Source organism: Pseudomonas sp. ANT_J12 (assembly GCF_008370045.1).
Classification (GTDB): domain Bacteria; phylum Pseudomonadota; class Gammaproteobacteria; order Pseudomonadales; family Pseudomonadaceae; genus Aquipseudomonas.
Genome location: NZ_VOBN01000003.1, coordinates 262,426 through 275,159, shown reverse-complemented (window position 1 = coordinate 275,159; position 12,734 = coordinate 262,426). Strand labels below are relative to the sequence as shown.

General features: G+C 61.2%; 15 protein-coding genes. 4 read left to right on the top strand and 11 right to left on the bottom strand.

Annotation, left to right across the window (positions count from 1 at the left end; translation table 11 throughout):
- Positions 1-39: 39 nt before the first annotated feature.
- The 3 genes from FQ192_RS09505 to FQ192_RS09495 all read right to left on the bottom strand — a co-directional run bounded on the left by FQ192_RS09505 (position 40) and on the right by FQ192_RS09495 (position 1,048).
- Positions 40-279 (bottom strand): DUF2789 domain-containing protein, encoded by a 240-nt coding sequence (locus FQ192_RS09505; protein ID WP_149658381.1) that lies wholly within the window; start codon positions 277-279, stop codon positions 40-42.
- A 130-nt stretch (positions 280-409) separates the two neighbouring features.
- A complete protein-coding gene (locus FQ192_RS09500; RefSeq protein WP_149658380.1) occupies positions 410-640 on the bottom strand; it encodes a hypothetical protein in 231 nt (76 codons plus the stop codon).
- Between the two features lie 159 nt (positions 641-799).
- Complete coding sequence (locus FQ192_RS09495) at positions 800-1,048, bottom strand: hypothetical protein (RefSeq protein WP_149658379.1); 249 nt, start codon at positions 1,046-1,048, stop codon at positions 800-802.
- A 408-nt stretch (positions 1,049-1,456) separates the two neighbouring features.
- Here FQ192_RS09495 and FQ192_RS09490 point away from each other — a divergent pair, with 408 nt between their 5' ends.
- The 3 genes from FQ192_RS09490 to FQ192_RS09480 all read left to right on the top strand — a co-directional run bounded on the left by FQ192_RS09490 (position 1,457) and on the right by FQ192_RS09480 (position 3,275).
- The gene (locus FQ192_RS09490) at positions 1,457-1,927 is read left to right on the top strand and encodes a hypothetical protein (RefSeq protein WP_149658378.1); all 471 of its coding nucleotides are present in this window, start codon (positions 1,457-1,459) and stop codon (positions 1,925-1,927) included.
- A complete protein-coding gene (locus tag FQ192_RS09485; protein ID WP_149658377.1) occupies positions 1,927-2,130 on the top strand; it encodes a hypothetical protein in 204 nt (67 codons plus the stop codon). Before FQ192_RS09490 ends, FQ192_RS09485 begins: the two co-directional genes overlap by 1 nt.
- Before the next feature lie 128 nt (positions 2,131-2,258).
- The gene (locus tag FQ192_RS09480) at positions 2,259-3,275 is read left to right on the top strand and encodes an ABC transporter substrate-binding protein (RefSeq protein ID WP_149658376.1); all 1,017 of its coding nucleotides are present in this window, start codon (positions 2,259-2,261) and stop codon (positions 3,273-3,275) included.
- 88 nt (positions 3,276-3,363) lie between these two features.
- Here FQ192_RS09480 and FQ192_RS09475 read toward each other — a convergent pair whose 3' ends face one another.
- Both FQ192_RS09475 and FQ192_RS09470 read right to left on the bottom strand, forming a co-directional pair.
- Positions 3,364-5,496 (bottom strand): TonB-dependent siderophore receptor, encoded by a 2,133-nt coding sequence (locus FQ192_RS09475; RefSeq protein ID WP_149658375.1) that lies wholly within the window; start codon positions 5,494-5,496, stop codon positions 3,364-3,366.
- 88 nt (positions 5,497-5,584) lie between these two features.
- Positions 5,585-5,971 (bottom strand): DUF2946 domain-containing protein, encoded by a 387-nt coding sequence (locus tag FQ192_RS09470; RefSeq protein WP_149658374.1) that lies wholly within the window; start codon positions 5,969-5,971, stop codon positions 5,585-5,587.
- A gap of 95 nt (positions 5,972-6,066) precedes the next feature.
- On the opposite strand from FQ192_RS09470, the gene FQ192_RS09465 reads away from it, so the two are divergent.
- A complete protein-coding gene (locus tag FQ192_RS09465) occupies positions 6,067-6,504 on the top strand; it encodes a DUF3995 domain-containing protein (protein WP_149658373.1) in 438 nt (145 codons plus the stop codon).
- 118 nt (positions 6,505-6,622) lie between these two features.
- Here FQ192_RS09465 and FQ192_RS09460 read toward each other — a convergent pair whose 3' ends face one another.
- Genes FQ192_RS09460 through FQ192_RS09435 form a run of 6 tightly spaced genes read right to left on the bottom strand, consistent with a single transcriptional unit; the run spans position 6,623 to position 12,704 of the window.
- The gene (locus FQ192_RS09460; protein ID WP_149658372.1) at positions 6,623-6,985 is read right to left on the bottom strand and encodes a Na+/H+ antiporter subunit G; all 363 of its coding nucleotides are present in this window, start codon (positions 6,983-6,985) and stop codon (positions 6,623-6,625) included.
- Complete coding sequence (locus FQ192_RS09455) at positions 6,982-7,260, bottom strand: K+/H+ antiporter subunit F (protein WP_133836076.1); 279 nt, start codon at positions 7,258-7,260, stop codon at positions 6,982-6,984. The genes FQ192_RS09460 and FQ192_RS09455 overlap by 4 nt, the downstream gene beginning before the upstream one ends.
- The gene (locus FQ192_RS09450; RefSeq protein ID WP_149658371.1) at positions 7,257-7,745 is read right to left on the bottom strand and encodes a Na+/H+ antiporter subunit E; all 489 of its coding nucleotides are present in this window, start codon (positions 7,743-7,745) and stop codon (positions 7,257-7,259) included. Before FQ192_RS09450 ends, FQ192_RS09455 begins: the two co-directional genes overlap by 4 nt.
- Positions 7,742-9,427 carry a monovalent cation/H+ antiporter subunit D gene (locus FQ192_RS09445; protein ID WP_149658370.1) on the bottom strand — a complete coding sequence of 562 codons (1,686 nt, stop codon included), beginning with the start codon at positions 9,425-9,427 and terminating at the stop codon, positions 7,742-7,744. The genes FQ192_RS09450 and FQ192_RS09445 overlap by 4 nt, the downstream gene beginning before the upstream one ends.
- On the bottom strand, positions 9,424-9,768 hold the full coding sequence (locus tag FQ192_RS09440; RefSeq protein ID WP_007986256.1) for a Na+/H+ antiporter subunit C: 345 nt from the start codon (positions 9,766-9,768) through the stop codon (positions 9,424-9,426). Before FQ192_RS09440 ends, FQ192_RS09445 begins: the two co-directional genes overlap by 4 nt.
- A complete protein-coding gene (locus tag FQ192_RS09435; RefSeq protein WP_149658369.1) occupies positions 9,768-12,704 on the bottom strand; it encodes a monovalent cation/H+ antiporter subunit A in 2,937 nt (978 codons plus the stop codon). Before FQ192_RS09435 ends, FQ192_RS09440 begins: the two co-directional genes overlap by 1 nt.
- Positions 12,705-12,734: the final 30 nt, after the last annotated feature.

Below are 12,734 nucleotides of genomic sequence, written 5' to 3'. Positions count from 1 at the left end.
AGCCCTCTTGCCACAGGAAAGCAACTCGAGACTTGCGGGCTAGTGAAACTGGTGCATGCGCAAGTTCAAATCATCCACCACCCGCGCCCAATCCGCGTCTTCACGCAGTTGTTCTTTCAGGAACCCGGCTTGTTGCGGGGTCCAGAACTCGGCGTCAATCAGTTTCTTGTCGTCGGGAAGCGGTGAGTGGCTGGCGATGAAGTCGTCGATGGCCTTTTCGCTGGAGTCCAGGCCGAGCTGGTCGAACAAACCTTTCAAGTCGTGGGTCGGTGAATCCATGTTCATCTCCTTGCGGGTCGCGTCGAGTGCGGGATCTGAGGGGCGGCTTCACTGCATCTGAGGGGGCCGCGCGTCAGGAGTTCGATTGCGATGGTTCAAAGCAGGGGAGAGCATAGACGGCAATGCGGGATCAGGCTTTCAGGGCGCCGTCATCGACCGCCAGCTTCAGGGCCTTGGCGGCGTCCTGGGCGGCGATGGCCGCGACATCGGAGGTTTTGAACCAGCGATCCTTCTCGACCTGGTGGTAGGTCACGGTGGTCAAGGGTGGTTTGGCGCGCATGACAATGACAGCCTGGAATTCGCCTTCGACCTCTCTGGCTTCGCCCCGGATAAAAAATTCGCCGATATCAAATTCCGTCACGTAGCTGCCTTCCCTTGGAAATGTTCTGGTGTATTGAACGCCGTCCGCCGAGGGGCCGGAATTCATGGGGCGTGCAGTATGGCAGTAGTTGTCGGCCGACGGCTGAGTTAAGTCGTCGGCGTGACGAAACGTCATTGGCGATAAATACAATGATCGACGTCAGGTGTGCGCCGCCAGTGCGCGGGCGAGGGCGCAGGCGTCGTTATGGTCAGTGCGGAAACCTCTTACACGACCGGTGGAAGTTTCCTTGATATGGAAGAAAGACTTGCCGGCCGGTACAACCTGAAAGCGCGGCAGGGCAAGCGCCTGATCGGGCAGGGCATAGGCTTGAAACACCGTCGAATGCAGGGAGGAAGGGCTGTTTGCGTGAAGTGTGGAGTGATTTGTAAAGTGGGTCATCGTGCACATAAGAAGTCCTTTTCGAGTGTTAACCGACGTGTGTCCGTTGTTTTGAGTAGTCTCGACGAGCATCGCTGCTCTAGAATCGCCATCACTGGTTGGCGATTGGCATCCATCTAAAGCAATTTTTTACCGGCGATATGTCGGAAAAGTGCTTTTCTTAGTGAGAATTTTCCCTAAAGTCAGTAGTCCGCTTTTTCTGGCCGCGAGAAGGGCTTTTTCCTTCAACGTTTGGCGAACGTCTGGGGGGACGGCGCGGGTGACAATCCAGTAATCTCACTTACCTCGCGATGGATGAGCGCTCAGCTCAGCTCAGGATTTCAACCCGGCTCATTCGGCAACCCTTCGCCATGGCCATTTTTTCTGCTGTGCGTTTTTCCTGCGTACAGCATCATTTTCAGATGTGGGGATGTTTCCTTGGCAGTAAGTAATCTTGATATGCACGCATTGTTCGTTCTGGGTGATTTGCGGGCAAAGTTGGTTAAGCAGTTTCAGTCCCGTTTTGTCTATGTCACCGAACAGAATGCCGAAGGCATCTACATTGCCGAAATCGATACCGAAGCCTCGCTTGTTGTGGACGACAAGCCCGGCCTGAAACTCAAGGTCGGCGATCATTTCAGCGCGTCAGTATTGCCCAGTCGCGAAGGCGGCAAGCTGGACATCAAGTTCCGCGAAATCAAACTGACGGTCTACGGCCTGGGCGATTATGCGTTTGTCACCACCGCCGACGGCCACGGCATCGTGTTCAAGGAAGGGCATAGCGTGGTGATGGTGTTCGCCGCCCACCAGCAGTTGCAGGAAGGCCTGACCAAAACCCTCAAGGCAGTCACCGCCAAGGCCGCGAAGTGGCGCAAAGGTGAACTGATCACCTTCAAGGCCAGCGAGTAATGCCCCTGACCCGCGCCGATTTCCATGTGCAGAACCTCGCCAGTGCACAGGTCGAGGCCCAGCGCCTGTTCGACCAGAAGGCGATTCTGCAAGGCGGTTGGCTGACCTGGGTGGCGTCACAGATCTACACCTTGCGCCCGGCGGAGTACGCCAGCATGGTGCGAAGGGAGCTTGCGCGCTTGCAGCAACCTTCTGAAAAGTAATCCCTGTACCTTGCAGCCTCTAAAAAGCAGGAACCTCTACTACAGTCAGTGGACTGAGTATTCAGAGGCTTGCGGTCTTGTCTGTCAGGCCATCCTGCTATTGCTGTGAAAGCACGAGGTGCAAAAGCATGAAAGGACTTCGACGGTTGTTGGCCGCTACCCTGGCCACGTTTGGCTTGTTGGCCGGGCCGACCCCGGTATTCGCCGCCCAGGCGCCGATTCACTTTGCCGACCTGAACTGGGAAAGCGGCAGTCTGATCACCGATATCCTGCGGATCATTGTCGAGAAAGGCTATGGCCTGCCGACCGACACGTTGCCAGGGACTACCATCACCCTGGAGACCGCGCTGGCCAACAATGACATCCAGGTCATTGGCGAAGAGTGGGCCGGGCGCAGTCCGGTGTGGGTCAAGGCCGAGGCCGAAGGCAAGGTCGTGAGCCTGGGCGATACGGTCAAGGGCGCCACCGAAGGCTGGTGGGTGCCGGAATACGTGATCAAGGGCGACCCCGCCAAAGGCATCAAGCCCCTGGCGCCGGACTTGCGCAGTGTCAGCGACCTGCCGCGCTACAAGGACGTCTTCAGCGACCCGGAAAGTCCGGGTAAAGGCCGCTTCCTCAACAGCCCCATCGGCTGGACTTCGGAAGTGGTCAACAAGCAGAAACTCACGGCCTATGGTTTGAACGAAAGTTATGTGAACTTCCGTAGCGGCTCCGGCGCGGCGCTGGATGCGGAGATTGCTTCGTCGATCCGCCGTGGCAAACCGGTGCTGTTCTACTACTGGTCACCGACACCGTTGCTCGGGAAGTTCAAGCTGATCCAGCTGGAAGAGCCGCCGTTCGACGCCGAGGCCTGGAAAACCCTGACCGACGCCGACAACCCGAATCCGAAACCGACCCGCTCCCTGGCGTCCAAGCTCTCGATTGGCGTGTCCACGCCGTTCCAGAAGCAATATCCGCAGATCGCGGCGTTCTTCACCAAGGTCGATTTGCCGATCGAGCCGTTGAACAAGGCCCTGGCGGAAATGAGTGAGAAGCACACGGCGCCGCGCCAGGCGGCCGAGGCTTTCATGAAGGCGCACCCGGACGTGTGGCAGGCGTGGGTGCCGAAGGATGTGGCGGATAAGGTCAGCGCCTCGCTGAATTGAGCGCATACCCTGTAGGCGCATGGCTTGCCCGCGATGGCGATCTCACGGACGTCATCGCGGGCAAGCCTTGCTCCTACAGCAGATGTGTTTAGAACCTTGTTTGTACGGCCAACTCAAAGGTACGCGGCGTGCCCAGGTAATACGCCGGCGAAACATGCGCAAACTCGGCATACACCTCGTTGGTCAGGTTGCGCACCCGGCCGGTGACGGTGGTGTGTTGGTCAACCTTGTAGCTCAAGAAACTGCCAAACAACGTGTATGACGGCACCGTCATGGTGTTGGCGTTGTCGGCAAACACCGACGCCACGTACCGCGCATCGACGCCTCCCTGCCATTGCGGCGCAAAGTCATAGGTCAGCCACAGGTTGCCGACCCGGTCCGGCACGTTGGTCGGCGTGTTGCCCTTGCGCGAAACCACCACGCCCGCCGCATTCTTCTCGGTGAACTCGTCGTATTGTGCATCGACCCAGGCGAAGTTGCCTTCGGCCAGTAACTTGTCGGTGATCCTGAAAGACGTCGCCAGTTCGATGCCTTTCGACGTCTGTTGACCCACCGGAATGCTCAACGTCGGATCCAGCGGATCGGTCACCGCGAAATCCTTGCGCTCGATGGTGTACGCCGCCAGCGTCGCCGAGCCGCGACCGTCCAGGTAATCGAACTTGCTGCCGACTTCCCATTGCTTGCCGGTGGACACATCAAAGTCCTGGGTGCCATTGGGTTGTTCGGCGGCGGTGCTGTATTGCACGTAGACGTTGGCTGAAGGTATGAACTGGTAGGTCAGGCCAACCCGCCCGGTGACCGGCTCCCACCTTTGCTTGAGGTGCCGAGGATTGGCGGCGGTTACCGCCCGGTGGTTGGTCACGTCGAGGTCGATGTCGTCGTAACGCAGGCCGGTCAGCAGCGCCAGTTTGTCCGTCAGCGCCAAACGGTTCTCGACGAACAGCGCCTTGGTGGTGACCTCGTTGGTCTTATCGCTGATCAACTTCGGATTGGTGCCAGGGATGTCGTAGAAATGCCCCGGCTGGAAGTTGTTCGGATCGACGCTGCTGGGGCCTTTGACGTTCAGCGGCGAGTTGGTGGTCTGGTTGACCTTGTACTCGAAACCGCCAGACCAGGTGGTGTCCAGCCCCAGCAATGTGTTGTCGTGGCGCAACTCGAACTGGTTGCCGTTCTGCTCGCCCTGATGCCGCACCTGATAGGCCGTGGAGCGGTTCACCGCGCTGTTGTCGGCGTTGTACTGATAGGTTTCCAGGTTGCGGTAATCGCGCTGGCTGTCGAGGTGGTACAGGGTGTTGCGCAGGGTGGTGCTGTCGTTGATCCGGTAGTCGATGATTGAGCGCACCCAGATTGTGCGTTGCTCATAGCGGCCATCCTCGACGTTGTAGTTATTGAAGCGGTTGTGTTTGTCGATCTTCAACTCGCCAGCCTTGGGGTTGAGCACAGGCGTGCCCCAATAAGGACTGTCCTCGTGTTCGTCCTGGTACTCCAGGGCCAAGATGTGGGACAGATTGGGCGTCAAATCGCTGAGCAACGAGAACGCCACGCTCCAGGCATCGCGCTCCTGACGGTCGATGTAGCCGTTGCTGGTGTTGTGGCTGACGTCGAGTCGCGCATAGTGCTGCACGTCCGCCCCGGCCTCGCTGAGGGCGTGGTTGAGGCCGAATGCGGTCTCGGTGGTGTCGTAACTGCCGTAGCTGACCCGGCCTTCGACGGCTTGCTCCTCGCGAGTCGCCAGTTTGGTCACGTAGTTCAGCGAACCGCCCACGGAGCCGGCGCCATTGATCAATGACGATGGGCCGCCGATCAGTTCGACCCGATCATAAATCCACGCGTCCACCGGGCGCGCCAGGCCACCCGATACGTTGATGCCATTGAACATCTGGGTGATCTGGCTGCTGGTGAAACCGCGATAGGACACGAATCCGCCGAACCCCGGCGGTGCGCTGGCGTTGACACCGGGCAAGGTGTTGGCGGCGTCCTGGAAGTTCTGCGCGCCGTGGCGCTCGATGTCATTGCGGTTGGCGATGGCCACCGAGGCCGGCGTGTCCCGCACACTCAAGCCCAGGCGGGAGGCCATGCCGCTGGATTGATCGAGGCTCAGGCCCGGTTCGTTGCCGGCTTCACCGTCAATGGTGATCGGCGCCAGGTCGATGGTGGATTGCGCCCAGGTGTTAGCGGACAGGCAGCCGAACAGGCTTGCCAAAAGAGGAAGATGTTTCATCGATGAATCCCGAATGCTTGACTAGGAAACAGCGCACAGGCAAACGCCACGCGTTAGCGCAGTGGGCTGATCGGTAAAGGCAAAAAACTCAGGCGAAAGGCGGGGCGCGGGGATTGGCCGAAGGCCAGGTGTAGCGGGCGGGGAGGTCAAGGCTGGCAACCACGGCCAGCGGCGGACTGTGCTGTTGCGGCAGGATCGCCAGGGTCAGGCTGGAATTGAGCGCCGGGCCCATGCCGCCGGTGGAACACAGAGGGCAGCCAAACGCCTTGGACAGGGTCGGCAGCTTGTCTTCGGAAGTGTTCGATGAGACCGGGGCCCGGGTGGCCGGATCGACGGCGCAGAACTGGCCGCCGAGGCCATTGAGCTGCATCCCGACCATCTGCCCGTGACCGATACTGCAGGCGAACACGTTGAACAGGACGCAGCAATAAAGCATCCAGGCTATCAACGTGCGATCGGTTCGGGCGAATTTCATGGAGCGGCACTTTACCACCACCGATGAAATTTACCCTTACAAAAATGCTCGATGAAGTTCATCCTGCTGCGACATTTCACGCTGGATGTCTGAATATGAGCCTAATGGTCGCGCAATGGATTGCTGCAATCTTCCTGTTGATCAGTCTGATTCATCTGTACTGGGCGGCAGGTGGCAAGTTGGGAAGCGAGGCGGCGGTGCCGCGCGTGCCCGGGGAGGGCGGAGGGGAATCAACGCCCGCGTTCAAGCCTTCGGGCTTTACCACGTTGCTGGTGGCGGTGGGTTTGCTGCTGATTGCGATGCTGGTGTGTTTGCGGGTCGGCCTGTATTTGCCGACGGTGCAGCATTGGTCGCTGCAATGGGTGATCAGCGCGGTTGCGATGCTGATGTTTGCCCGGGCGATTGGTGATTCGAACCTGATGGGGTTCTTCAAGCAGGTCAAGGGTTCCACGTTTGCCCGGCTCGATACCTGGGCGTATTCGCCGTTGTGTGTGGTGTTGGGGGCGGGGTTGCTCGCCGTGGCCTGGATTTAAAGGCTTCGCGGGCAAGCCGAGCTCCTACAGGTTGGGGTTGGTAATTCAACACAAGACCTGTAGGAGCGAGGCTTGCCCGCGAAGAGGCCCGCCCAGACACCAAAAAAAAAGATTTGATCTAACCCTGACTTTCGGTCCGCCGACTACTCACCTCCGCCGGCACATCATCCCCGGCCATGCGCTTGCGAAACAACGCCGCCCGCGCCAGCAGCAGCGTGGTCACCGGCACTGTGATCGCCAACAGAATCGGTATCAGCCAGGCATGCAACACCGGCGCGGACTTGAGCGCCGAAAAGTAGATGATCGACGCCAACGCCACGCACCACGCGCCCAGCGTGGAGGCCAGGGCCGGCGGGTGCATGCGCTGGAAGTAATCCTTCATTCGCATCAACCCGACCGCACCGATCAGCGCAAACAGACTGCTGAGCAGCAACAGGATCGCCACCGGAATCTCGATCCACAATGACAGTTCGCCGGTCATTCGATCACCTCGCCACGCAGCAGGAATTTGGCCAGGGCAAACGAGCCGACGAAGCCGAACAGGGCGATCAGCAGCGCTGCCTCAAAGTAAGTGTCACTGGCATAGCGAATGCCCAGGGTCAGCATCATCAGCATGGCGATGATGTACAGATAATCCAGCGCGAGCACCCGATCCTGGGCCGATGGGCCTTTGAACAGGCGGATCAGGGTCAGCACCATCGCCAGGGAAAAGATGAACAGGCTCAGCAGGATCGCGTTCGACAGCAGGGCGCTCATTCGAAGATCTCCATCAAGGGTCGCTCGTAGGTCGTCTTGAAGTGCTCGATAAACGACGCTTGGTCATCCAGATCGAACACGTGCAGCAACAAAATGCTGCGGTCCAGTGCCAGTTCCGACCATACCGTGCCCGGCACCACCGTGCAGATCATCGACAGCGCGGCCAGGCCATTGGCGTCGCGCAAGTCCATCGGCACCTTGATGAACGCCGAGCGTGGTGGCCGACGACCAGCGTTGAGCACACCCCAGGCCACCGCAAGATTGGACACCACCACATCGCGGCCGACCAGGAAGAACAGCCGCACAATCACCCCAGGCCGCCGAATACGAATCGGTAATGGTCGCAGCTTGCGCATCATCAACGGCGCACAGAACCCGAGCATCGCGCCCAACAGCAGGTTGCCGGGGCTCAGCGACAGGTTCAGCAGCAGCCACAACAGCCACAGTGCCAGGGACAACCACGGTGCCGGAAACAGGCGCTTCATGGTTGGACCTCCGCCATCGCAGCCTTGGCTTCAGGGCTGGGGACCGCGCGGGTGGCGAGCACCGCCATCACGTACTGCTGCGGGTTGTTCAAGGCGTCCGCCGCCGCCTGGGTGTAGCGCAGCAGCGGTTCGGCCTTGAAGGTCAGGGCAATGCTCAGCCCCAGCAGGGCGATGATCGGCACGCATTCAAAACGTCGCAGCAGCGGCGATGGCCGTTCTTCCGGGGTCCAGAAACGCTGGATGCCCAGGCGCGAGAAGGCAATCAGCGAGGCCAGCCCGGACAGGATCAGCAGCGCCAGCAAGCCCCACGCCGCGTTCGAGATCGGCACGTCGCCGCTGTGGCCGATGCCCAACGGATTGAGCAGCGCGCTGAGCAAGCCCAGCTTGCCGATAAACCCGGAGAGCGGCGGCATGCCGATGATCAGCAGCGAGCAGGCGATGAAACTCAAACCGAGGAAGGCCATGGTCCAGGGGATCACCTGGCCGACCACGGCTTTCTGTTCGTCGTCGAGGTTGATGCCTTTGGGTGGTTGCAGGGATTCCATTGGCCGTGGCAGCAGGTCGCCGTCGTCGTACAGCGGCATCTCATTGACCGAACGGGAACGCTCGATCAACTCGGCCAACAGGAACAGCGCACTCAGCGCCAGCGTCGAGCTGACCAGATAGAACAACGCCGCGCCAATCAGGTTCGGCTGGGCGAAACCGATGGCCGACAGCAGAATCCCCGCCGACACCAGAATGCTCAGGCTGGCCATGCGCTCCAGGCGTTGCGCCGCCAGGATCGCCACGGCTGCGCAGACGATGGTCGCCATGCCGCCGTAGATCAGCCAGTCGCCGCCAAAGTACGCGGACGCCCCGGCCTGGCCGGAGAACAGCAGCGTCCATAGCCGCAGCAAGGTGTAGACGCCGACCTTGGTCATGATCGCGAACATCGCCGCCACCGGCGCACTGGCCGCGGAATAGGCCGGTACCAGCCAGAAGTTCAGCGGCCACATCCCGGCCTTCGCCAGGAACGCCACCGCCAGAATCGCCGCGCCGGCATGCAGCAGGCCGCGATCGGCTTCCGGTACCAGCGGGATTTTCAGCGCCAGGTCGGCCATGTTCAGGGTGCCAGTGACGCCATAAATCAGCGCCGCGCCAATCAGGAACAGCGACGAGGCCAGCAGGTTGATCGAGATGTAATGCAAACCCGAAGACACCCGCGCCCGACCCGAGCCGTGCAACATCAGGCCGTAAGACGCGGCCAGCAGCACTTCGAAGAACACGAACAGGTTGAACAGGTCTGCGGTGAGGAAGGCGCCGTAGAGGCCCATCATCTGAATCTGGAACAACGCGTGGAAGCTTGAACCGGCGCCGTCCCAACGGGCCATGGCAAACAGCAGAGCGCTGACACCGATGATGCCGGTCAGCACCAGCATCATGGCCGACAGGCGATCCACCACCAGCACGATGCCGAACGGCGCCTGCCAGTTGCCCGGCAAGTACACGCCAATGGAACCGGGCACGCCGGTGCTTTGCGTCCATTGCAGCAGCATCACGGAAATGCCCAGGCCGATCAGGCTGGAGCACAGGTTGATCTTGGCTTTCAGCGGGCGGTGTTTCTCGCCAAGCATCAACATGATCGCGGCGGTCAGCAGCGGCAGCAGAATCGGCGCGGCGATCAGGTGCGTCATCGCATTCATTCTTTAGGCTCCCGGCCATCCACATGGTCGGTGCCGGTCAAGCCCCGGGAGGCCAGCAGCACCACCAGGAACAACGCGGTCATGGCGAAGCTGATGACGATGGCGGTCAACACCAGGGCTTGGGGCAGCGGGTCGGTGTAGTGCAGCAAATCCTGGGGCACGCCGTCCTTGATGATCGGCTCCTTGCCGATAAACAGGCTGCCCATGCTGAAGATGAACAGGTTGACGCCGTAGGACAGCAGGCACAGGCCCATGACCACCTGGAACGTCCGTGGCCGCAGGATCAGCCAGACGCCGGATGCCGCGAGGACGCCGATGGCGATTGCGATGACTTCTTCCATCAGACGGCTCCTTTGGCGGCAACGGATCTCGGCAGGCCAGCGGCTTTTGGCTGCGCTGCAGTCTTGTGGCCCCGTACCGATTGGTGGGCGATGGCGGTGAGCATCAACAGGGTCGAACCGACCACCACGGCGTAGACGCCGATGTCGAAGAACAGCGCACTGGCGATGTGAATGTCGCCCAGCACTGGCAGTTCAAAATGCCAGGTGTGCGTGGTCAGGAACGGATACCCGGCTGCCATCGCTCCCAGCCCGGTTACCGTGGCGAACAGCAGCCCGGTGCCCATCCAGCGCAGCGGTCGCAGGCTCATTTGCGCCTCGACCCACTGCGTGCCGGCGACCATGTATTGCAGGATGAACGCCACCGACATCACCAGCCCGGCAACAAACCCGCCGCCCGGCTGGTTGTGGCCGCGCATGAACAGGTAGAACGACACCACCACGGCAATCGGCAGCAACAGGCGCACCAGCACCGCCGGCACCATCATGAAACCGAGGGCGGTGTCGCTGGCCTGGCGCGGGTTGACCAGATCGGTGACCACGTCCGGCGCGAGCAAACGCTGCTGGGCCGGCAATTGCAGGCTTTCTTTCGGTGGACGGAAACGCCGGAGCAGGGCGAACACGGTCAGCGCCACCGCCACCAGCACGGTGATTTCACCGAGGGTGTCGAAGCCGCGGAAGTCCACGAGCATGACGTTGACCACGTTGCTGCCGCCGCCCTCGGGCAAGGCGCGGCTGAGGTAGAACGAGGAGATGTCGTTGGGCGTCTGGCGCGTGAGCATCGCGTAGGCCAGCAACGCCATGCCGCCGCCGACCACGCTCGACAGCAGCAAGTCACGGATACGCCGGATGCGTGCCTTGCGTAGCGTACTCGGCAACGGCGAGACCTCTTCGATCCGCCGTGGCAACCAGCGCAGGCCCAGCAGGATCAGGACCGTGGTCACCACTTCGACCACCAGTTGCGTCAGCGCCAGGTCCGGCGCGGAGAACCAGACGAAGGTCACGCAGGTCATCAGCCCGCACACGCTGACCATGGTCAGGGCGGCGAGACGGTGATACTTGGCCTGCCACGCGGCGCCGAGGGCACAGGCGATCGCCAGCAGCCAGAGGATCACGAACACGATCGACCCCGGAATCTTCGGCCGGTCGCCCCAGCTCAGGCTGCTGTGGAGCATCGGGATCAGCCCGGCCAGCACGGCGGCGAATACCATCAGGAACAACTGGGTTTGCAGGCGCTGGGTGCTGATCCGCCGTTCCAGGCGTCGGGCCAGGCGCATCATCACCACCAGGCAGCGCTCGAACAGACGCTTGCCGTTGAAGCGACCAATCAGCGGCGGGTATTTGAAGCGGCCGCGCTTGAGCTGATTGCGCAGCAGCAGGTAGAGCACGATGCCGCCGGACATGGCGATCAGGCTCATGATCATCGGTGCGTTCAAGCCGTGCCAGATCGCCAGGCTGTATTCCGGCAGCGTACCGCCGACCACGGGCAGAGCCGCCGCCGCGAGCAGCGGACCGACCACTTGTGCCGGGAAAATCCCGACGATCAGGCAGGTGAACACCAGCAGTTCCACTGGCGCGCGCATCCAGCGTGGCGGTTCGTGCGGGGTGTGCGGCAGGTCGGTGGCGGGCGGGCCGAAGAACACGTCGACGGTGAAACGCAGGGAGTAGGCAACGCTGAACGTACCGGCGATGGTCGCCACGATCGGCAAGGCCATCTCGACCCAGGCCGTGGCGTTGATGAAGACGGTTTCGGCGAAGAACATCTCTTTGGAAAGGAAACCGTTGAGCAACGGCACACCGGCCATCGAGGCGCTGGCGACCATCGCCAGGGTGGCAGTGAACGGGATCAGCTTGATCAGGCCGCTGAGCTTGCGGATGTCCCGGGTGCCACTTTCGTGGTCGATGATCCCGGCGGCCATGAACAGCGAGGCCTTGAAGGTGGCGTGGTTGAGAATGTGGAACACCGCGGCCACGGCGGCCAGCGGACTGTTCAGGCCCAGCAGCAAGGTGATCAGGCCCAGATGGCTGATGGTCGAGTAGGCCAGCAGGCCCTTGAGGTCGTTCTGGAACATCGCGCAATACGCGCCAAGCAGCAAGGTGCAGGCCCCAGCCCCGCCGACGATGTAGAACCATTCTTCACTGCCGGACAGCGACGGCCACAGCCGTGCCAGCAGGAACACCCCGGCCTTGACCATGGTCGCCGAGTGCAAGTAAGCCGAAACCGGAGTCGGCGCCGCCATCGCGTGGGGCAGCCAGAAGTGGAAGGGGAATTGCGCGCTTTTGCTCAAGGCGCCGATCAGGATCAGGGGCAGCAGGATAGGGTAGAGGGCATGTGCGCGAATCAGATCGCCGGCGGCCAGGACCTTATCCAGGTCATAGCTGCCGACCACATGGCCGAGCAGCATGACCCCCGCCAGCAGGCACAACCCCCCGGCACCGGTGACCATCAGCGCCATATAGGCGCCGCGTCGGGCATCGGCGCGGTGGTGCCAATAGCCGATCAACAGGAACGAAAAGAGGCTGGTCAGCTCCCAGAAAAACACGATCTGGATCAGGTTGCCGGAGATCACCAGCCCAAGCATGGCGCCCATGAACGCCAGGAAAAACGCGAAAAACCGCGGCACCGGATCGTCCGGCGACATGTAGTAGCGGGCATACAGCGACACCAGCGTGCCGATGCCTAGCACCAGCAGCGAGAACAGCCAGGCAAACCCGTCCATGCGCAGGACGAAGTTCAAGCCCAGGCTCGGCAGCCAGAAAAACTCCTCGCGGATCACGCCGCCATGGGCGATTTGCGGGTAAAGGAGGGCGACCTGGATGGTGCCGACCAAGGCAACCAAACCAGCCAACAGCGATTCGGTGTTACGCGCGTTATGTGGCAGCAAAGCCGCGACACAGCTGCCGATAAAAGGCAGAAGCAGTAGAACTATCAGGGACATAGGCTTCTAATCTGCGGAAGTTTGTGATGC

Excerpts from the sequence above, each read along its gene's own strand:
- FQ192_RS09505 (WP_149658381.1), bottom strand. The coding sequence starts at position 279 with ATGGATTCACCGACCCACGACTTGAAAGGTTTGTTCGACCAGCTCGGC.
- FQ192_RS09495 (WP_149658379.1), bottom strand. The coding sequence starts at position 1,048 with ATGTGCACGATGACCCACTTTACAAATCACTCCACACTTCACGCAAAC.
- FQ192_RS09485 (WP_149658377.1), top strand. The coding sequence starts at position 1,927 with ATGCCCCTGACCCGCGCCGATTTCCATGTGCAGAACCTCGCCAGTGCA.
- FQ192_RS09480 (WP_149658376.1), top strand. The coding sequence starts at position 2,259 with ATGAAAGGACTTCGACGGTTGTTGGCCGCTACCCTGGCCACGTTTGGC.
- FQ192_RS09475 (WP_149658375.1), bottom strand. The coding sequence starts at position 5,496 with ATGAAACATCTTCCTCTTTTGGCAAGCCTGTTCGGCTGCCTGTCCGCT.
- FQ192_RS09470 (WP_149658374.1), bottom strand. The coding sequence starts at position 5,971 with ATGAAATTCGCCCGAACCGATCGCACGTTGATAGCCTGGATGCTTTAT.
- FQ192_RS09465 (WP_149658373.1), top strand. The coding sequence starts at position 6,067 with ATGAGCCTAATGGTCGCGCAATGGATTGCTGCAATCTTCCTGTTGATC.
- FQ192_RS09460 (WP_149658372.1), bottom strand. The coding sequence starts at position 6,985 with ATGACCGGCGAACTGTCATTGTGGATCGAGATTCCGGTGGCGATCCTG.
- FQ192_RS09455 (WP_133836076.1), bottom strand. The coding sequence starts at position 7,260 with ATGAGCGCCCTGCTGTCGAACGCGATCCTGCTGAGCCTGTTCATCTTT.
- FQ192_RS09450 (WP_149658371.1), bottom strand. The coding sequence starts at position 7,745 with ATGAAGCGCCTGTTTCCGGCACCGTGGTTGTCCCTGGCACTGTGGCTG.
- FQ192_RS09445 (WP_149658370.1), bottom strand. The coding sequence starts at position 9,427 with ATGAATGCGATGACGCACCTGATCGCCGCGCCGATTCTGCTGCCGCTG.
- FQ192_RS09440 (WP_007986256.1), bottom strand. The coding sequence starts at position 9,768 with ATGGAAGAAGTCATCGCAATCGCCATCGGCGTCCTCGCGGCATCCGGC.
- FQ192_RS09435 (WP_149658369.1), bottom strand. The coding sequence starts at position 12,704 with ATGTCCCTGATAGTTCTACTGCTTCTGCCTTTTATCGGCAGCTGTGTC.